Origin of the sequence: Pristimantibacillus sp. PTI5 (assembly GCF_048572955.1) — a bacterium.
Classification (GTDB): Bacteria; Bacillota; Bacilli; order Paenibacillales; family Paenibacillaceae; genus Pristimantibacillus.
Genome location: NZ_CP183886.1, coordinates 6,862,097 through 6,882,735, shown reverse-complemented (window position 1 = coordinate 6,882,735; position 20,639 = coordinate 6,862,097). Strand labels below are relative to the sequence as shown.

The window sequence follows — 20,639 nt, the reverse complement described above, 5'->3', positions numbered from 1 at the left end:
TGAGGGAGATCATTGCAATGAAAACGGAAAAGTATAAAAAGCTCATTCACCAAAGAATCATACAGACGATAGAGGATTGGTCAAATCAAGATGCTGTGGCGGAACAAGATATTCATCGGTTTTTCCACAATTTAAAGGGCACGAGCGGTACGATTGGGCTGGCTGAAGTCGAGAAATTTTCTGAAGCTAAAGAGCTGTTGTTCTCCGAAAAAAGCGATAAAGCGCTTCAGCATTCGAATTGGTCGGAGCATGTTTTACCGTTGGCGGACATGTTCCCGCCAGCAGAACAACGAGTAGGAGGGTCGGAGTTTGATGCTTGCAGCCTGAATCAAGCCCATTCCTTCGATGAAAACTTTCGAACCCAAAAACGTGTTCTCGTCATTGACGATGATGTGGAATTTGTCACTTATGTTAAAGAAATTTTAGAGAAACACGACTATCCCGTATCGATCGCTTTAACCGCGGAACGGGGCTTGAAAATTTTTTACGAGTGGAAGCCCAGCCTTATTCTCTTAGATTTCATATTGCCTGATCAAAGCGGAATGTATGTGCTTCAACATATTGTGGAAAAAGCAAAGCTGGAGCATATTCCAATTATTATGGTCAGCGGAAATTTCTCGATTGAAAACCAAGTAAATGCTTATCGTTCCGGTGCTATGGATTTTCTCGCGAAGCCGCTTGAAGTGGAGCTCTTAACTGCGCTGATCGAGAATCGATTTGCAATGAAGAAGGATTGGGATCGCTCAATCATCGTTGACGAGCTGACTGGCGCTTATAATCGTAAGCATTTTAACCGTATGATGCGGCAGCAAATGGATGATTTTAAACGTTCTGAACACAAATTCTCGCTTGTTATCCTCGATTTGGATTATTTCAAGCATGTGAACGATAATCACGGACATCTCAAAGGCGATGAAGTCCTGCAAGCCTTCGTATCTACCGCACAAGATGTGGTGCAATCCAAAGGCATTCTTTGCCGGTACGGGGGAGAGGAGTTCGCATTGATTCTTCCGCATATGGACAGCGTGCAGGCAGCCGGCCTTATCGAACAGCTCAGGCATACATTTAACGCCATTAAATTTCCGGTGAAGGATGCGGCATTCCAGGTCACATTTTCATCGGGCATTGCCCAAATCACTGGGAAAACCGGACAAGCCGAGAAGCTGGTTGACGAGGCTGACCAAGCCCTTTATTGCGCAAAACGGGCAGGCAGGAATCAAACGGTCATGTATTCAGCGGAAATGCTGGAGAGAAAAAATGAAATGGTTTTAAATCTAATCGTCGTCGATGATGATCCGTTAATCCGAGACATTCTGATCAACCGTTTCTTTAATTGGAAACCGACGAATCATGCGAAGGTTAACGCGCTGGGGTTTGCGGATGGAAAGTCCTTCTTGACTTCCGATTGGTACAACGAGAGCGCAAAGTACATTATTTTGCTAGATGGTTCAATGCCTGATTTGGATGGATTAGAGGTACTGCGCCGGCTTCGCGAGCGTTATCCTGAGCAGCAGCTGCTAATTATCATGTTGACTGCCCGCAATAATACGGAGGATATCGTGCACGCTTTGCAGATCGGCGCCGATGATTATGTCGTCAAACCTTTCCACATGCAGGAGCTGGTTCTTCGGATCGAACGCCTTGCCAGCAGAATACTGAACGATTAAAAAAGAATCGCGCCCCAAAACGGAGCCCGATTCTTTTTTCTCATACGTTTATGGGTGTGGTAACGACCGGGAGATCGACAACCGTCTGCGGATATTTGTAATCATTCCGGTAGCAGTTTGTTTCTGAATCATATGTCGATTGCGATAGCTTATGAGAGATGGCAAATATAGATAGCTTCGGATTAACGTGCAGGGAGGATTCATAGAAGGAACAGTATTCGAAATTAAAGTCGAGTGTCGTAATAATAATTACGCAATTCGTAAAGGTACAGCTAATAAAACTAAAACCATCAAATACAATCGTTTCGTTTTTAAAGTGTTCATTGGCAATTGTGTTCATGATCAGCGCTCCTATTCTGTGATGGGACAACCTAATAGAAATTTTAGCAGATGATAGATGTAATGTTTGTCGGTTATTGCACCAAAAAATAAATAATTAACGACATAAATAGCGCTCCTTTTGGCTTAGGAAGCCACAAATTGCTCAATTTTTGTTTTCAGTAATTTGGATGACTGCTATACTATTTGGATTCCATAATTTTCAACTCCAGAAAAAGAGGTGCCGGAACATGAAAGCCGATCTATTAAAGCCCGGCGATGAAATCCGTATTGTTTCTCCATCAAGAAGCATGTCAATAATTGCCGAAGAACAAATCAGGTTAGCGCAAAAACAATTAGAATCGATGGGATTTACCGTGTCCTACTCCAAAAATAGTTCGGCATCCGATGATTTTGCTTCCACATCCGTTCAGGACCGAGTCAATGACCTGCATGAAGCTTTTTTGGATGCTAACGTAAAAGGCATTCTTACGACGATCGGCGGGTATAACTGCAACCAGCTGCTCGGCAGTCTTAATTATTCCATTATTGCGGCTAACCCGAAGCGCCTTTGCGGCTATTCCGACATTACGGCCTTAAATAACGCTATCTATGCGAAAACAGGTTTAATCAGCTATTCTGGTCCGCATTTCTCCACTTTTGCGATGAAATACGGAAATGAATATACCGTCGATTATTTTAATCGGATGATGACAGGGAATGCCTCGCTTAGGATTGAACCGGCAGCGCAGTGGAGTGACGACGCATGGTTTCTCGATCAAGAAAATAGATCTTTCCAAACCAATGACGGACCGTATATTCTTAATGAAGGAATAGCACAAGGGACGATCATAGGCGGAAATCTGTGTACGTTTAATTTGCTGCAGGGTACGCCGTTTATGCCAAGCCTTACGGATACGATAGTGTATATAGAGGATGACTATGAATCTCAGCCCGTTACATTTGATAGGGATTTGCAGTCGTTAATCCATCAGCGAGGTTTCGAGCATGTCAAAGGTTTAGTGATCGGAAGGTTCCAGCGCTCTTCCAATATGACTAGAGAGCTACTTGCGAAGATCATTTCATCCAAAGCGGAACTTGCCCGTATTCCTGTAATCGCTGATCTTGACTTCGGACATACTTCACCCCTATTCACTTTCCCGATTGGCGGCAGGGCAACTTTGGCTGCCCGAGGCATGGAAACGTCATTAACTATTTTTGAATAGGACATAACGCAAGACGAAGCTAGAAAATGAATGACTCGGAGGAAATTACGATGAATATCGAAGTCAAGCAGGCTACGGTGAATCACATACCAGAAGTGGCGGATTTATTTAATCAATACCGAATCTTTTATAAACAGCCTTCTGATTTAAATGGCGCCGCAGCCTTTTTAACGGAGCGATTGCATTTGCAGCAATCTATTATATTTATTGCCGTAAATCAAGCAAAGGGAGAAGTGATCGGCTTTACTCAGCTGTACCCTTCTTTTTCATCCGTATCGATGAAGAGATCTTTTATTCTGAATGATCTGTTTGTGGCGGAGAGCTATCGGGGTCATGGAGCTGCGCAGCTGCTATTGGATCAGGCTAAGACCTATGCGTTGGAGAATGGCGCAAAAGGGGTAGAGCTTTCTACCGCGATGGACAACAGCCAGGCACAGAGCCTATACGAACGTAACGGCTATGAAAAGGATGAAGTTTATTTTCATTATTATTTATCTATTTAGTTACTAAAAGGGAGCGATTAGATTGGAATCCAAAAAACTGGCCGCTGAAAAAGCGGTGGAATTTGTGAAGGATGGAATGATTGTTGGTTTAGGGACAGGCTCTACCGCCTACTTTGCGATTCAAAAAATCGGACAAAAAGTCAAGGAAGGACTTTCGATCAGGGCGATCGCGACGTCCAACCAATCGGAGGAGCTGGCCAAGGAGCTTGGGATACCTTTGCTTCCTTTTGCGGAAATCGATGAGATTGACGTTACGATTGACGGCGCTGACGAAGTCGACGTAAATTGGAATTTAATTAAAGGCGGGGGCGGCGCATTGCTTCGCGAGAAAATCGTAGCGGCTGCAACCAAGCAGCTTATTATAATTGTTGATGAGAGCAAGCTGGTCAAGGAGCTGGGCAAATTTCCTTTACCGGTCGAAATCATTCCTTTCGGCTATGAAATGACGATAAGAAAGCTGCAGAAGCTGGGCGCAGAGCCTGTTTTGAGGAAAGCAGGCGATGAGGTCTATGTGACGGATAACGGGAATTATATTGCGGATTGCCATCTAGGCAGCATTGCTCAGCCGGATGAACTCCATCGCATGCTGAATCTAATTCCAGGTATCGTGGATAACGGATTGTTTATCGATATGGCTGCAGTCGTTATTGCAGGATATGTTGATGGTTCTGTCCGTCAGTTGGAAAAATAATGATTGCTGCAAAACGATGAGGTTGAGCCTTGAAAGACCAAATACTTGGTCCTTCGAGGCTTTTTTTCGTTATTTTATTGGTGATCAAGTTCACGGGTAATGGTTAATATCGGAATGATCTGTAAAAGCTACTTTATGAGTAAAATTCCCAGAATGCATTCACAATAAGTCACAACAATCGAATGGTCGGTGAAGAAATGCCAATACTAGGTAGGAATAAGCAGAAAGCTAAACCGATTATCATAGATCCAAGCCGCACTCTTGATCAACACAAGCACGATATCATAAGCGTAAATATCGAGGAGACCATTGCTTTTATACAAGAAATTTTGGGAGTAAACGAGGATTTGACGATTCGCAGATTCCATGTATTTGGCCAATTTTCCGCGGTCATTATGTTTTTTTCTAACATGGTTAATCAAAGCACGGTTAATATTGATATCGTTAAACCGCTTATGTATATACCTCCTCATCTTCAAGGACATACGATAGAAGTGGAGCATTTGAAGGATGTATTGCATAATGATGCGCTTTATCACAGCGCAAGCAAATTCCAATGCAATATTGCTGCTTTGGTCGAAAGCATTTTGAGAGGCGAAACGATCGTAGCCATTGAAGGACTGCATGAGGCATTCGTTATCGAAACAAGAAATATTGATAAGCGCGCCATTGATCAGCCGGCAACCGAGCAGGTCATTAGAGGCCCGCGCGAGGGCTTCATTGAGCCTATTGGTACAAATATTTCATTAATCCGTTATCGGCTGCAATCTCCGGATCTTCGCATTAAGACAATGGAAATCGGAGTGCGGACAAAATCAAAAGTCGCGGTCTGTTATATGGAGGGCATCACCAGTCCTGAGCTAGTTAAAGAAGTAAACAAGAGGCTCTCCAAAATAGAAATCGACGGCGTGCTGGACTCCGGTTATTTGGAGCAATTTATTGAGGATAACCATTACTCTCCGTTTCCTCAGGTGCAATACACGGAACGACCGGATAAGGTTGTGGCCAATTTATTGGAGGGAAGAGTTTCGATTCTGGTGGACGGGTCTCCGTTAGCATTGCTCGTGCCTACGGTTTTCAGCCAATTTTACCAGACGGTTGAGGATTATACCGAACGATTTTTATTGATGAGCTCGATCCGTTTTGCTAGACTAATCGCGCTGATGTTCTCTTTGATCTTTCCCGCGATATACGTGTCGATCATCTCCTTTAACCCCGAGCTGATTCCTACCGAATTTGCGGTAGCGGTAGCCGGCGGTAGAGCAGGGGTGCCTTTTCCGGCCGTTGTCGAGGTGTTAATCATCGAGATTTCAATGGAGATATTGCGAGAAGCGACCATTCGTCTGCCGCAGCAGGTAGGCGGCGCACTTTCAATCGTCGGTGTCCTTGTTATTGGCCAAGCTGCGGTAGCTGCGGGATTTTCAAGCCCAATTACGATCGTAATCATCGCTTTAACGACGATTGGATCCTTTGCAACGCCAGCTTATAATGCCGCGCTTGCTTTGCGCCTGCTGCGCTTTCCGCTCATCATTATGGCGGGGATCTTCGGTCTTTACGGCGTAATGATCGGGCTCATCCTGATTGCGAACCATCTTTTGTCGTTGAAGTCCTTTGGCGTCCCTTATCTGAGCCCGCTTGTTCCCGCAGAGTATCAAGGGATGAAGGATCTATTAATAAGAGCACCATTGTGGTGGATGAGCAAAAGGCCATCCTTTCTTCAGCCCGTGGATAGTGAGAGAGTGAACGAGCAGGCGTTTGATGAACTTGACCGATCTGCCCAAAATGCGCTCGATCCAAAAAATGACAAGAACCAGCAGGAGGGGTAACAGCCTATGGAGACTCGCCAAATAACCGTAATCCAAGCAGCCGCTATTCTCGTCAGCACGATTATCGGAGTAGGCGTGCTCGCATTGCCGCTCTTCGCCGTACAAGCCGCGGATTCCGGAGCCCCTCTAGTTACATTGCTTGGGGTTCTGCTGGCTTTTATAGGTCTGGTTTTAATTACGGTTCTAGGGATGAGGTTTCCGAATCAGACCTTTATACAATACAGCGAGGCCATTATTGGAAAAGGAATCGCATGGATAGGGAGTGCATGCATTATCCTCTTTTTCGCCGTACTCACCTCATTAACAGCTCGGGAGTTCGGTGAAGTGGTCGTCACGTCCGTACTAAGATCAACGCCCGTAGAGGTTACCGTAATCGTCATGCTTCTGCTCGCGGCAATCTCCACGCGAAATACGATTACAACTTTTGCTTACATCCATACTTTTTACTTTCCATTGCTTCTTGTCCCCGTTTTGCTCATCGCTGCACTCTCATTGAAGAACGCGGAGGTGATCAATTTACTGCCGGTTTGGGGAGCGGAACCCAGAAAAATGCTGAAAGGAATGCTGACCATCGCCGCTTTGTTTCAGGGCTCATTCGTATTGACAGCTGTCATACCGGCGATGAAGAAGCCTGAAAAGGCGATGAAAGCGAGCATATGGGGGCTGGTTATTGCCGGGGGGCTGTATGTGGTTATCGTTGGGGCAGCAGTTAGCGTTTTTGGCGCGGAAGAAATCAAACTGCTGCTTTGGCCAACACTCGAATTAGCGAAAGCGACCTCGTTGCCGGCCAATATTTTGGAACGCTTGGATGCGGCATTTTTGGCGGTGTGGGTTACTGCCGTGTTTACGACGCTGTTCTCAAGTTACTTCCTAACGATCTATTCCATTAGCAAATTGTTCCGGCTGCGTGAGCATAAGTTATTTTCTTATTTTATTTTGCCTATTGTATTTGTTATGGCGATGCTTCCGCAAAACATTGTGCAAATGTATAGAATTATTGAAAATGTCGGCCGTTTCGGTTTGTATGTCACGATTATATATCCTGCTCTGTTGTTGATTGTTTCTATCCTTCGCAAGAAGAGAGGTACTCACGTTGCGGACAAGAAAGTGGACCAAAACAGTTAAAGCGCTCTGCTGCTTATGTATTTTCATACCGCTTTTGACAGGCTGCTGGGACCAATTGGAAATCGAGGAACGGGCAGTTGTTTTAGGCGTGTCCATCGACACGGTTGACCCCGATGTTGCGGAAGAAGAGGAAGATGAGATTTCCCATCTGCGCGGGACGATTACAGCACCACGGAATAACATGGTGCGAGTGGCGGTTCAGATCGCTCTTCCGGGCAGGATTCCGCTCGGTCCGGGTGAGAGCGGAGGCTCGAGCGGTTCATCGGAGCAGACGGTTTGGGTCATTGATGTCGTAGGCCACAGCATCACTGATGCGTTCATGAATTTACAGCAGCAGGTTTCCAACAGGCTTTTTTTTGGACATCTGCGTGTTATCGTCGTATCCGAAGCATTGGCAAAAAGGGGATTGGAAAACGTAAATGATTATTTCCGGCGAAATCCGGAAGTGCGCAGAATGGCTTGGCTCATGATCTCGCAAGGAAGTGCCCTTAAATTCATGAAAGCATCCCCTAAGCTTGACCGGGTACCTACCCTTTACTTGATGTCTACGTTGGATGAAGGCGTGAGAATGGGTAAGTTCCCCAAAGATTACATCGGTATTTTCTGGAGTAATCTGTCCAAGAAAGGACAAGAGGGATTTTTGCCTTACGTGGAAATGAAGAAAGAACAAAACGTTGAAATTAAAGGACTGGCTTATTTTGTCGGCGATCGCATGGTTGGCGTAACAAAGCCGCTTGAAATTGCAGGTTATTTGGCCATTAAAGGCATAAATCCAGCCGGCTACAGAGTTTTTATCCAGCTTGACGGAGCATCGGAAACGGTCATGACAAATGCCACGCATCGAAATTCCACAATTAAAGTGAAAATCAAGGACAATATTCCTGTTTTCTCAATCGCCATTTCCGTGGAGCTGAATTTGGAAGCAAAGATGAGCGATGAGGTAAAGATAAATAATCCTGCTACTTTGAAAGCCATCGAAAAAAAGCAAGAGGAGGTTTCAGTGAAGTTTTATTCGGATATTATAAAGAAAACACAGGCTAAAGGGTCCGATATATTCGGGTTTGGCGAGTATGTCAGGGCCAAAAAACCTCAATTTTGGAATAAACATGTTAAAAATGTTGAAGGCTGGCGCGCTATGTATAAGGATTGCCAATTTGAAGTAAAGGTTTTAATGAAAGTGCGGCGAATCGGAATGAAAGCCCAATAGCGATTCTACATTTGAAGTTGAGGGGGCATGAATTGGATGATTGGCGAGGGATATACGATCAGTTATCTCAATTATGCTATTTTTCTTTGGATATTAAGCGGAATACTCATCCTTCTGATTGATGTAAGAGGCTATCAATTAGCGGGAATGAACAAAGAACGCAAAGTTTCGAAAATTATTGGATGGTTTAATATTATTATTGGGCTGCTCGTGTATTTCGTTAATACGGTGCTGCAATAAATAAAGAAAATTTTGGCTCGTTAAGTCGGAACGAGCCGCGAAGAAGGAAGTGAAACGGTGAACGATACGATAAAATTGCTATTAAACCATCGCTCGATACGTTCGTATTTGGACAAGCCGCTTACGGAGGAGCAGATCCTATTGATTGTGCAAAGCGCGCAAGCGGCTGCCACCTCCAGCTATGTGCAGGCTTATACGATCATTGGCATAAAAAACCAGCAGAAAAAGGATAAGCTTGCCGAGCTTGCGGGCAATCAAGCCTATGTTGCAAAAAACGGTCATTTTTTAGTGTTTTGTTTAGACTTGCACCGGCTTGAAATGGCGGCTGCAATCGAAAGCGCTAAGCCTGAAAGCGTAGAGGAAGCATTAAATTCAACCGAAATGTTTATGATCGGACTTATCGATACGGCGCTGGCTGCACAAAATGCGGCAATCGCGGCGGAATCGATGGGACTAGGCATTTGCTACATTGGCGGACTAAGGAATCAGTTAAAGGCCGTTTCCGAGCTTCTCCAAATACCGGATAGAGTCATCCCGTTATTCGGATTGAGCATAGGGCATCCGGCGAATTTCTCCGATCAAAAGCCGAGACTGCCTATAAGCAGCGTTTACCATGAAGATGGCTACAATCAGGACCAAGAGCAGCTTGCGGGCCACTTGCATGCCTACAATCAAGTCATTTCCAGCTATTACTCGGAACGGACGCAGGGAGCACGCAGTGATCGCTGGACGGAAGCGATGACGAAGCAGCTGCAAAACCCAAAACGACTGTATATGAAACAATTTTTAATGGATAATAAAATACCCTTAGACTAATGGGCTATCATAGTCTAAGGGTATATGCATCACTGATTTGATTTGTTGGATTTATGGATTAAACATTCACATACGATACGTCGGATCGAGTGTCCAGCGCTGCTTTGCCGCCTTTTGCCATCCATTTATTTTTCCATTTCGATTGCATAACGGTCAGCAAGGTAAGGGAGCCAAGCGTCACAAAGCTTAAAATAAGGAATCCGGAAGTATAAGTTCCCGTTGATTGATAAAGCTTACCAAGAATCAGCGGGAGCGCATAGCCGCCCAATCCGCCGGCTGCTCCGATGATGCCTGTCATTAGTCCAAGCTCGCTGCCAAAGCGCTGCGGCACCGTTGGAACACGGAGCCATTTCCTGCGCCAAGGCACATCATGCCGATGAAAAGCAAGGTAATGACTAAAGGCAAGGCTGGCAAGGAAGCTACTCTGCAAGCATCAGACCTGCTCCGGCATATAAAATGGTTAACATTTTTACTCCGCCGATTTTATCGGATAGGTAACCGCCGACTGGACGGAAGAAGCTGCCTGCAATGACGCAAAAGTTCGCGAAATCAGCTGCTCTTACGGGTGAAAGCCCGTACTGGGTATTAAAGAAAATAGTCAAATAATTGGAGAGACCCACAAAGCCGCCGAATGTCACGCAATAGAAAGCACAGAATCCCCAGGCATCACCTTGCTTCAACACCTGTGCATATTGGGAAAGTTTCTTTGGTGCCGGCCGGTTAGGACTGTTTTTGGCGAAGATCGTGAAAATAATGAATACGAGTACGATAGGAATAATCGCGAATCCGAATACGACTTCTCAGCTGCCATAATGCTGTGCCAAGCGATTCGCGAATAACGTTGAGATGACGGTACCGCTGTTACCAGCCCCTGCAATACCCATCGCAAGGCCTTGATGCTCCTTCGAATACCATTGACTGGCAAGCGGCAAGGCTGCGGCAAAGGAAGCGCCCGCAACGCCAAGCAGCAAAGCTACGATATAAAGCTGATCTAAGGAGTCTACTAATTTCCATCCCATGATTAATGGAATAAGCGTGAACAACATCCCGAATTGCGCCGTACGTTTTGGTCCTATATAGTTCGTCATGAAACCTAACACTAATCGGAGAATAGAGCCGCCTAATATAGGAAGTGCGACTAGATTCGCTTTTTGAACGGGATCCATCGGATAGTCTGCCGCAATAATTACACTTAACGGACCAATTAACACCCATATCATAAAGCTCATATCAAAATATAAAAATGCACTGAACAGGGTGGGCTTATGCCCGCTTTGCCAAAATCCTTTTCTCTCCATCCCTATCTCTCCCTTATTCTCTGTAATCAACCTAAATATTCTGTAATCAACCTAAAAAACCGCAGTTCGTCCTTGAAAAGGGACAAAATGCGGTCTCATCGCCATCGTTTGCACGACATTGTGCGACCTTGTTATTAAACGGATCACTAAGTTGTAATCTCCATTCGAATTATAAGATCACGTAATGTACGTGTAAATATACATAACACATATATTTTTCCTTTGCCCAATTTCGGATTTTTACGTGTTATATATATTGACATAAGGTCCATCATCAACTAATCTTACATTATAGAAAGAGTAACGCACAGTGCCGTGCGAACTCAACCGGCAACGATGCCTTTTCCTCGAGTGCGGGAAAGGGCTTTTTCTGTCCATTTTACTCATATATCGGGTTGGGGGTTGATAATTATGTCGGTCATAAGCGCGCTAAACCCTCTGACAGTTTCCGTATCGATAGCCGTCATGAAGATGACACGCGATAGGAAAGAACCTTTAACAGAAATCGTTTCATTAGAAGATTCTTTATCCAGAGTGCTGGCTAACGACTTCGTAAGCCCGTTTTCTCTGCCTCCGTTCCGCCGAGCGGCGATGGACGGATATGCCATATGCGCTGCAGCGTCAACAGGCGCGTGCAGAGAAAAGCCTGTATTGCTTCATGTAAGGGATGAAGTGCGTGCCGGACAATCGGAGACGAACTATGCTATGGATTCGGGTATTATGAACGCCGTGCGTATATTTACGGGAGCGCCTGTACCTTCCGATTATGATTGCATCGTTATGCAGGAAACGGCGATTGCACGCAATGACCTGCGTGATTTCCCTTCCGTGCAAATTGATCGGTCCTACCAAAAAGGCCAGCATATTGCCGAGAAAGGCGAGGATGTGCCGGAAGGTATGAGGGCGCTGTACCGCGGGGCTGCCATTAGAGCGAAAGAAATTGCCGTGTTGGCTTCCTTTGGTCAAACCGAGGTAACGGTTTACCGGAAACCAGTCGTTGCTATTTTACCGGTAGGCGATGAATTAGCTTTGCCAGGCGAAGCTTTGCGATCCGGACAAATTTTTGATGCGAACAGCTTTATGGTAAGCGCAAGACTTCGCGAGCTGGGGACCGAAGTCATTCGTCAATCACCGATTCCAGATTGTCCGAAAGCGCTAGAAGTTGCAATAAACAATGCCATTGAACAAGCTGACATCATAGTAACAACAGGCGGCGTATCGGTTGGCGATTACGATTATGTAAAGCTTGCGGCGGAATCCCTAGGCGGCGAGCCATTATTTACAAAAGTCGTCATGAGACCGGGCACTCCAACTTCAGCCTATCAGTTCGGATCTAAGCTGCTTGTATGTCTCTCCGGAAATCCGTCGGCATGCTTTGCCGGAGTCGAGCTTTTGCTTCGCCCCGTTATATTGAAAGCTGCAGGGAGGACGGATTACCGCTCGGAATGGTTGGAAGGCAAACTAATCGATGCCATTCATAAACCTTCGCCATATCCAAGATACGCAAGGGCATTTGTATACCGAACCGAAAAGGAATGGATGGTTGAACCTTTGCGGAACGACAAGTCCGGGAATGTTGCAGCATTTGCAAGAGCCAATGCCCTTGTGCTTATCCAAGCGGGAGGCGCAGGAGCCGATGCCGGCCAGGAGGTTCGTTTTGTTTCGCTGACGATCTAGAAAAACACGCGAGTGGATGTGAACATAGATGAGTAGAGAAAAATTGGTTGTCATTGGAAACGGAATGGCAGGAATCAGATGTGTAGAAGAAATTATCAAGCTTTCACCCGATAAATATGAAATTACGGTGTTCGGCAATGAGCCTCATCCCAATTACAATCGGATTTTATTGTCCAAGGTGCTTCAAGGAGATTCTTCGATTGAAAGCATTGTGATCAACGATTGGGCCTGGTATAAGGAACGCGGAATACGGCTGCATACGGGGGAGACGGTCGCACAAATTCATACGGAATCCCAGTATGTAAAAACCTTATCCGGCATTCGCGCGGATTACGATTGCCTTATTATAGCAACAGGCTCATCTGCATTCATACCGCCGATTGCCGGCGTTCATAAACAAGGTGTCATTTCATTCCGAAATATAAATGATTGCAAAACGATGATGGAATATGCGAAAAAATACAAAAAAGCAGCCGTTATCGGCGGCGGACTGTTAGGTCTTGAAGCTGCAAGGGGCCTGTTGAATCTAGGGATGGAAACCGATGTCATCCATAACGCACCTTATCTCATGAACAGGCAGCTTGACCGGATGTCGGCTGACCTGCTCCGCAAGGAATTGGAAGAGCAGGGCATGCGTTTTTGGCTCAGCAAGGAGACCGAAAGCATTACGGGCTTGAATCGCGCCAAAGGGATTCGTTTCACGAGCGGAAGCTCTTTAGAGGCTGACTTGATTGTCATCTCCGTGGGCATCAGGCCAAACATTGAACTTGCCAAAAAGAGCGGCATGGAAACGAATCGGGCAATCGTGGTGGATGACTTTATGAGAACGAGCGCACCTAATGTGTATGCGGTCGGCGAATGCGCAGAGCATCGCGGCGTTGCCTACGGCCTCGTTGCACCGCTGTATGAACAAGGAAAGGTGCTAGCCAGCCTCCTATGCGGAGAGGCATCAGAGCCCTATAAGGGTTCAGTCCCTTATGCGCAGCTCAAGGTTTCAGGCGTAGACGTTTTTTCAGTAGGCGATATTCATTCGGACGACGCCGAAACGGCCATCCAGCTTTTTGACGGAATTCGCGGTACCTATAAAAAAGTTACGATGAAAGAAGGAACGGTACGCGGCGCAATTTTGTTCGGAGATTCTTCCGAAGGAACCCAGCTGCTTAATTTAGTGAAGAAGAGAGCGCCAATCAGCGAGCTATCCTCGCCTGTGAATGCTGGCGGGAATGATTTCAATGAAGAGTTGGCGGCTAACATGCCGGACCGCGAGATTGTTTGCGCATGTAATGCGGTCAACAAAGCTGCGATTATGTGCGCCGTGATTGAGGAAGGAATGCAAACGACCGAGCAGGTAAGGGATTGCACCAAGGCATCCAGCTCTTGCGGAGGCTGTCGTCCGATGGTAGCAGCTATCGTGCAATATGCATTGAAGCATGGAAAAGAGGGCATGGCTGCAGCGGCAGAGCCGGTATGCGGCTGCACGGATGTCAGCCATGCAGCTTTAAAGGCAGCAATAGCCGACCGCCCATCGGCGGATCTAACCGGATTAAAGGAAGGTTTAGGCTGGAATCGCGTTTCGGGCTGCCCGACTTGTACTTCCGCTATCCAATATTATGAATCACTTTATCATCCGGCCCATGCTCAGAAGGCCTATTATAATACGGAGCATAATGGGTTAACGTTAAACGTAAGAAACGACCTTATCCAAGTTATTTCATCGGAATATAATTCACATGCCATCGGAACCGAGCTTGAAAATTATTGCAGGAGTCTCCAGTATCCTGTTGCCGTGAAAGCGGCCATTACGTCAGGTATTCATAAACCGGCAGGCGTGCTTGTTCATGACCTTGGTATTACCGGCGCCCCTGCGGGCTGGGAAATTTATATCGGCGGCCATGCGGAGCACCCGGTTAAGCAAGGCCAGCTCATTGGCATCGCCGACTCCGATGAGCTCGCTCTGACTCTCTCGGTGTCATGTCTTCAGCTATACCGCGAAAGAGCGGATCATGGCGAACCGCTGTGGAAATGGATCGAGCGGGAAGGAATCGTAGAAATTAGAGAAATGGTTTTTGATGAAGACTATCGCCAAGAGCTTGTTGAGCGGACAGAAGCTTCAACTGCAAGGTTAAATAACGCGGAAAGGCTCGGTGAAGAGATATGCGGCAATTGCTAGAAGTGCAGGAGAGCAATCATTCAGGCTTCGTTACGGAAACGCAATGTCCATTTTGCAGCGTGCAATGCAAGATGCGGGTAACCAAGGAACTGCCTATACCGGGCTCGCGCCGCTATTCATATTCCATTGAAGGCATGCCAAATGCCGCATCAGAGGGTCGTCTTTGCGTCAAAGGGATGAACGCCCATCAGCATGCGACCAGCAAAGATCGGCTGCTGCAGCCTCTTGTCAAGAAAAACGGTCAGCTCGTGCCCTCCACTTGGGAGGAAGCCATGACTGCCATTATCGATAACTTCCAGGCCATCGGCAAGACGCATGGTCCCGACTCGCTTGGCGTATACGGCGGAGGCTCCTTGACGAACGAATCCGCCTATCTGCTCGGTAAGTTTGCCAGAGTAGCATTGAGAACCAAATATATCGACTACAACGGCAGGTTTTGCATGTCGGCGGCAGCGTCTGCAGGCAACAAAACTTTCGGGATTGACCGCGGTTTAACCTGCCGATTGGCGGATATCCCGCTTGCTCGCTGCATTATTTTGGCCGGAACGAATATTGCTGAATGTCAGCCGACATTAATGCCTTATTTCACGAAAGCCAAGGAAAACGGCGCGATTATTATTGTGATTGATCCCCGTGTTACAGCCACGGCTGCAATCGCGGATATTCATTTGCAGCTCAAGCCAGGCACCGATGCCGCTTTGGCGAATGGCATGCTTAAAGTGCTGCTCGATGAGAAGCTAATGGACGAGGCATTCATTGCTCAAAGAACGAGCGGATTTGCTGAATTAAACACGCATCTTTCGACGGTTGATTTGGAAGAAGTGGCAGCATTAACGGGTTTGGATGAAGCAGCCATTCGCAGCGCAGCCAAAGCTTACGGGAATGCGGAAACCGGAATCATTTTCACGGCAAGAGGCGTTGAACAGCAAACGGACGGCCATGTTGCGGTTCGGAATTTCTTGAATCTTGTGCTGGCTACCGGCAAGATTGGCAAGCCGGGCTGCGGCTATGGTGCCGTTACCGGCCAAGGAAACGGGCAGGGCGGCAGGGAACACGGTCAGAAAAGCGATCAGTTGCCCGGCTATCGCAGCATAGAAGACGAGCAGGATCGTTCTTACGTCGCGAATGTATGGGGGATTCATCCGGATGAGCTTCCTCGCAAGGGAGTATCTGCCTATGAGATGATGGAGCTTGTTCACAACAAAACCATACGTTCATTGTTTGTCATGGGTTCCAACCCCGTCGTATCGAATCCGAACGCCGATTTGGTAGAGGAAGGGCTAAAAGGGTTAGACTTCTTGGTCGTCGCGGATATGTTCCTGTCAGAGACCGCTCAAATGGCCGATGTCGTGTTGCCCGTAACAGCCTACCTGGAAAATGACGGAACCTTAACCAATTTGGAAGGGCGAGTCTTATTGCGGGAATCGTCACTGGAGCCTCCAGGCGAAACCAGACATGATTGGCAGATTTTATGCCAAATCGCTGAAGGACTCGGCAAGAAGGCCTTTTTCCCATTCGAATCGGCGGAACAAATCTTTGAAGAACTTCGAGTAGCCAGCCGCGGCGGAGTAGCTGATTATTACGGCATTACCTACGATCGCTTACGGCGTGACGGAGGGATTTATTGGCCTTGCACCTCAACGGAAGAAGACGGCAATCAAGGCATGATGTTCGAACGTTCCTTTGCCCACCCGGATGGTAAGGCCTTTTTTATGCCTGTCGCCAGCCGGCAGCCGCAGGAAACGCCGAATGTTGATTTCCCGCTTACTATGACCAACGGAAGGGTGCTTTCACATTATTTGACCGGCGTTCAAACGCGCAGAAGCCCCTCGTTGGCTGCGCGTAACGTGGAAAACTATTTGGAAATCCATCCCAAAACGGCAAAGAGGCACCGCATCGTGGATGGAGAATGGGTAGAGGTTACCTCGCGCAGAGGCAGCTTCAGCGTACGCAGCCGGATTACGGATAAAATAAGAGAGGATACTTTATTCGTGCCGATGCATTGGGGCGGCATACAAAACGTAAACAAAGCCACCAGTCCCGAGCTCGATCCTAACTGTAAAATGCCCGGCTTCAAAACCTCGACGGTTTCGATTCTGCCTTTGCGGTTGAAATTAACGCACAAAGAAGCTTCACATCGGATCTAGAGGAATAGACGATAGCGATTTAAAATGAGAGGACGGTCATAGACTCCCGGGGCGGAGCTGGGCCGTCCTCTTTTTCGTCCAGCTTGACAGGGAGGGCGCGAGTGGTTTACAACCATATACAGAGGTGAAGGACATGAGCGTGATTCGATTGGAAAACGTCACGAAAAAATATGAGGATACTCTTATTTTTCGCGATATCTATTTTCGTATTGGCAAAGGGGAACGGGTTGGGTTAATTGGTAGAAACGGGGCCGGAAAATCTACTGTATTTAAGCTTATTCTCGGCAGAGAAGAGCCTACATCAGGGAAGGTAGAGGTTGACCCTAAGGCGAAGGTGAGTTATTTTTCCCAATTTTCCGAGCTGAGCGGAAATCGCTCCGTACGCCAGGAGCTGGAGCAATGCTACGAGCATATTTGGAGTATCGAGCGGGAGCTAAATGAAATCGGCGAGAAGCTAGGCAGCGCAGCGGATGAACGGGAAATGGAGAAATTATTGGATCGGCAAGCGGAGCTGTTTGAGCAAATGGAGCATCATGACGGCTGGAATGCAGCGGTGGAGATCGATACGGTTTTAACGAAGCTTGGTTTTGACGAGCATTCGCGTGTGCAGCCCGTAGATCAGCTGTCTGGCGGCTGGCGCAACCGCGCGGCCCTTGCGAAGATGCTTATTGAGCTGCCGGACGTGGTCCTGCTGGATGAGCCCACGAACTTCTTGGATTTAGATGGACTTGCATGGCTCGAGCAGTGGTTGAACCGCTTCACCGGCACGATGGTGCTGGTTTCCCATGATAGGCAATTTATTGATAGGGTGGTCACGCGTACCATCGAAATCGAAAACTATCATTTTCAAGAATACGAAGGAAATTACACGGATTATATCCGCAAAAAAAAGCTCCGTAAAAAAGAGCTCGACCGGCAGTTTGAATGGGAAGAAGAGCTGCTTCTTATGGAAGCGGAGGAGCTCGATAACCGAACCAAAAGGAAAGCCTCCAAGGATCGGCTTTCACGTAAGCTTGCGGATATGAAGAAACGAATCGAGCCTCATCCCGTGAATGTGCTCATTACGGACATTTATGAAAATTTGCGGTTCCCGGACAATTTATGCTCGGTTGAAGCAATCGGAAAAAGCTATGCAGACCGTTTGATTTTTCAAGATGTCAGCTTCGACATTCAGAAAGAAGACCGGATTGCGATTATCGGACCAAACGGCAGCGGAAAGTCGACGTTGATTAAAGTGCTGACAGGTCAGGAACAGCCGGATAAAGGTGCAGTGCGGTTTAGCAAAGGCGTAAACTACGCTTTCTTTAATCGGATGTGGGACGAGCTGGACCAAAAGGATACGGTAAGCCATGCCGTGAATGTTTACGGCCTTGGGCTGGATGCTCCGCGGAAAAAAGTAAATAAATTTCTGTCCATGCTGCAATTTTCCGAAGCCGATCTGCAAAAGGTGATCGGGAGCTTATCGGGAGGCCAGCAGGCGCGGGTCGCCTTGGCGAAGTGCTTATTGTCCGGGGCTGAAATTATCATATTGGATGAGCCTACGAACCATCTCGACCTCACAAGCATCCAAGTCATGGAACAGGCGCTGATTCATTTTCCGGGCGCGGTGGTTACGGTAAGCCATGACCGTTTCTTTATTGATAAAATTGCAACGAAGCTTCTTACCTACGAACCGGGCGGAACGATAAGCCAGCAAAGCGTTTAATTGCGAGGCTCATTCGTTTAAAGTGGAAAAAGTTTATGCAGTGGAGATGAGCATGCTTGACAACTTTATATCAATTAAACACGATCTTCATCAGTATGGTCATGGAAGCCATTCCTTTCGTCTTGGTCGGAGTGCTCATATCCGGTTTGATCCAGACCTTCGTGAAGGATCAATGGATTGCGCGGATCATGCCTCGCAATCGGTATCTCGCTACGGTATTCGGCTGCGGCATCGGAATTTTCTTCCCATCCTGCGAATGCGGAATCGTACCGATTACAAAACGGTTAATCAATAAGGGTATGCCGCTGCATGCCGGGATTGCATTTATGCTCACAGGTCCCATCATAAATCCGATCGTATTATTTTCGACTTATATTGCATTTGGAAACGATTGGGAGATGGTGGGGATACGCGCAGGTCTAGCGACAGCCGTTGCCTTCTCGGTATCCATCATTTTATCTTTTATTTTTAAAGATCTTCCTTTTCGCGTGAAGGACGGACAGGCGGCAGCGGCTGCCGAGCACGGAGCCGAACCGTTTGCTGTGCGCGTGCCGGCAGGGAAGCGGCTGTATGAGGTCATTCTTCATGCCATTGATGAATTTTTCTCGGTGGGCAAGTATTTGGTTTTGGGAGCATTGATAGCCGCGTGCATGCAAACGTTCGTTCCGACCTCGTATCTGCTGCACCTTGGAAGCAATCCGGTAACCTCATCCCTCGTGATGATTGCTTTAGCTTTCATCATATCGCTCTGCTCGGAGGCAGATGCCTTCATAGCGGCTTCATTTAGAAGCACGTTTACTGTCGGCTCTTTATCCGCTTTTCTTGTATTCGGTCCGATGATCGATATTAAAAATACGCTGATGCTGCTTGGAACGTATCGCAGTAAATTTGTTTTTGTCCTGATCGGGTTAGTCACTGTTTTTACCTTAATCGGCTCATTGATTGTGGGGAGGTTATTCGGATGATTCGCTTTTTCATATTGTTCGGATTTTCCTTCATGTTTTTTATGCTTCATTATACCGGTGACATCAATAAATACATCAATATGAAATATGCTTATCTTTCCATAAGCGCGGTTGTCATTATGGGGATGCTCAGTATTTTCGAGTTTGTGCGTGTCTCGCGCCTGCAAGTAGCCGAAGAAAAGAAGCAAGCGGCAGCCTCTTTGGCAGCCGAAAACGGCGATGATCGCCTGCAGTTGGAGCCAAATGGTCAGGAGCAGCATATACATCAAGGGCATCATCACGAGCCTGATCATCATCATTCGCATGCGCATGGCCATGACCATTCCCACGGCAACGATACGAAGCTAAAACGTTTTTTCGGTTATCTTATTTTATTCGTACCCATCGTAACCGGCCTTTTCCTACCGGCCCATGCACTCGATTCCAGCTTTGTCAAAGCCAAAGGATTTTCTTTCCCGAGCTTTCAAGAAAACATCGAGAAAAACCCAGGCGCGCATCAGTTTTTGAAGCCGGATTCGAGTGTTTTCTACCGGAAAGACGATTACGACAAGGTGAAAAGCAAGGAGCTGGCCGAATTCGCAAACCGTCCTGCCGTTACGTTAACCGATGCGGATTATTTAAAAGGCATGGAGGCCATCTACAATTCGCCTGATGCTTTTATCGGCAAAACGATTGGATTCGACGGCTTTGCTTATAAAGGACAGCAGGTAGACGGCAATCATTTTTTCATTTTCCGCTTTGGATTTATCCATTGCGTAGCGGATTCCGGCGTGTTTGGCATGCTGGTCGAATTTCCAAAGAATACGCAAATGAATGACGATGACTGGGTCCATGTTTCCGGCAAGCTCACATGGGAGTTTTACCAGCCCTTTAAACAGACGATTCCCGTCTTAAAGGTTACGGATTGGCATGCGATTGATACACCGAAGGACCCCTATGTTTACCGGACGACATAAGAATAATCCCTATGTAAAGCCAGCCTTAACGGGTTGGCTTTTTTGCGTTTATAAAGACACTTTCAAGGGCATTTTTCGGCTGTCTGCTTACATATAATACAC

Annotated in this window: 16 protein-coding genes and 1 pseudogene; 15 read left to right on the top strand and 2 right to left on the bottom strand. The window is 46.9% G+C overall.

The annotated features are described in order from the left end of the window. Positions 1-17 precede the first annotated feature (17 nt). Positions 18-1,667, top strand: a complete 1,650-nt coding sequence (locus tag ACN6MW_RS30600; protein WP_419873490.1) for a diguanylate cyclase — start codon at positions 18-20, stop codon at positions 1,665-1,667. Between the two features lie 40 nt (positions 1,668-1,707). Here the strand turns inward: ACN6MW_RS30600 and ACN6MW_RS30595 are convergent, their stop codons facing one another. Next, positions 1,708-2,007: a hypothetical protein gene (locus ACN6MW_RS30595; RefSeq protein ID WP_364148266.1), complete on the bottom strand. Its 300-nt coding sequence runs from the start codon at positions 2,005-2,007 to the stop codon at positions 1,708-1,710. 229 nt (positions 2,008-2,236) lie between these two features. Here ACN6MW_RS30595 and ACN6MW_RS30590 point away from each other — a divergent pair, with 229 nt between their 5' ends. The 8 genes from ACN6MW_RS30590 to nfsA all read left to right on the top strand — a co-directional run bounded on the left by ACN6MW_RS30590 (position 2,237) and on the right by nfsA (position 9,619). Further along, positions 2,237-3,211, top strand: coding sequence for a S66 family peptidase (locus tag ACN6MW_RS30590; RefSeq protein ID WP_419873489.1), 975 nt, complete (start codon positions 2,237-2,239; stop codon positions 3,209-3,211). 56 nt (positions 3,212-3,267) lie between these two features. Continuing rightward, entirely contained in the window at positions 3,268-3,714 is a 447-nt protein-coding gene (locus ACN6MW_RS30585) for an N-acetyltransferase family protein (protein ID WP_419876494.1), read from the top strand. Positions 3,715-3,736: 22 nt separating this feature from the next. After that, a complete protein-coding gene (gene rpiA, locus ACN6MW_RS30580) occupies positions 3,737-4,405 on the top strand; it encodes a ribose-5-phosphate isomerase RpiA (protein ID WP_419873488.1) in 669 nt (222 codons plus the stop codon). A gap of 197 nt (positions 4,406-4,602) precedes the next feature. Next, positions 4,603-6,231 carry a spore germination protein gene (locus ACN6MW_RS30575; RefSeq protein WP_419873487.1) on the top strand — a complete coding sequence of 543 codons (1,629 nt, stop codon included), beginning with the start codon at positions 4,603-4,605 and terminating at the stop codon, positions 6,229-6,231. Positions 6,232-6,237: 6 nt separating this feature from the next. Beyond that, positions 6,238-7,356 carry a GerAB/ArcD/ProY family transporter gene (locus tag ACN6MW_RS30570; RefSeq protein WP_419873486.1) on the top strand — a complete coding sequence of 373 codons (1,119 nt, stop codon included), beginning with the start codon at positions 6,238-6,240 and terminating at the stop codon, positions 7,354-7,356. After that, positions 7,325-8,563 carry a Ger(x)C family spore germination protein gene (locus ACN6MW_RS30565; protein ID WP_419873485.1) on the top strand — a complete coding sequence of 413 codons (1,239 nt, stop codon included), beginning with the start codon at positions 7,325-7,327 and terminating at the stop codon, positions 8,561-8,563. The genes ACN6MW_RS30570 and ACN6MW_RS30565 overlap by 32 nt, the downstream gene beginning before the upstream one ends. Before the next feature lie 27 nt (positions 8,564-8,590). Further along, complete coding sequence (locus ACN6MW_RS30560; protein WP_419873484.1) at positions 8,591-8,803, top strand: CLC_0170 family protein; 213 nt, start codon at positions 8,591-8,593, stop codon at positions 8,801-8,803. A 57-nt stretch (positions 8,804-8,860) separates the two neighbouring features. Next, on the top strand, positions 8,861-9,619 hold the full coding sequence (gene nfsA / locus ACN6MW_RS30555; RefSeq protein ID WP_419873483.1) for an oxygen-insensitive NADPH nitroreductase: 759 nt from the start codon (positions 8,861-8,863) through the stop codon (positions 9,617-9,619). Positions 9,620-9,677: 58 nt separating this feature from the next. Here nfsA and ACN6MW_RS30550 read toward each other — a convergent pair. Next, positions 9,678-10,917: pseudogene (locus tag ACN6MW_RS30550) on the bottom strand (nitrate/nitrite transporter). Between the two features lie 411 nt (positions 10,918-11,328). On the opposite strand from ACN6MW_RS30550, the gene glp reads away from it, so the two are divergent. The 6 genes from glp (at position 11,329) to ACN6MW_RS30520 (ending at position 20,537) form a co-directional block, all read left to right on the top strand. Next, complete coding sequence (gene glp / locus ACN6MW_RS30545; RefSeq protein WP_419873482.1) at positions 11,329-12,594, top strand: gephyrin-like molybdotransferase Glp; 1,266 nt, start codon at positions 11,329-11,331, stop codon at positions 12,592-12,594. Positions 12,595-12,622: 28 nt separating this feature from the next. Next, positions 12,623-14,764 carry a nitrite reductase large subunit NirB gene (gene nirB / locus ACN6MW_RS30540; protein WP_419873481.1) on the top strand — a complete coding sequence of 714 codons (2,142 nt, stop codon included), beginning with the start codon at positions 12,623-12,625 and terminating at the stop codon, positions 14,762-14,764. Then, the gene (gene nasC / locus ACN6MW_RS30535; protein ID WP_419873480.1) at positions 14,749-16,911 is read left to right on the top strand and encodes an assimilatory nitrate reductase catalytic subunit NasC; all 2,163 of its coding nucleotides are present in this window, start codon (positions 14,749-14,751) and stop codon (positions 16,909-16,911) included. The genes nirB and nasC overlap by 16 nt, the downstream gene beginning before the upstream one ends. 133 nt (positions 16,912-17,044) lie before the next feature. Beyond that, a complete protein-coding gene (locus ACN6MW_RS30530) occupies positions 17,045-18,616 on the top strand; it encodes an ABC-F family ATP-binding cassette domain-containing protein (RefSeq protein WP_364148235.1) in 1,572 nt (523 codons plus the stop codon). Positions 18,617-18,711: 95 nt separating this feature from the next. Continuing rightward, complete coding sequence (locus ACN6MW_RS30525; protein WP_419876493.1) at positions 18,712-19,581, top strand: permease; 870 nt, start codon at positions 18,712-18,714, stop codon at positions 19,579-19,581. Then, on the top strand, positions 19,578-20,537 hold the full coding sequence (locus ACN6MW_RS30520) for a TIGR03943 family putative permease subunit (RefSeq protein WP_419873479.1): 960 nt from the start codon (positions 19,578-19,580) through the stop codon (positions 20,535-20,537). The genes ACN6MW_RS30525 and ACN6MW_RS30520 overlap by 4 nt, the downstream gene beginning before the upstream one ends. Positions 20,538-20,639: the final 102 nt, after the last annotated feature.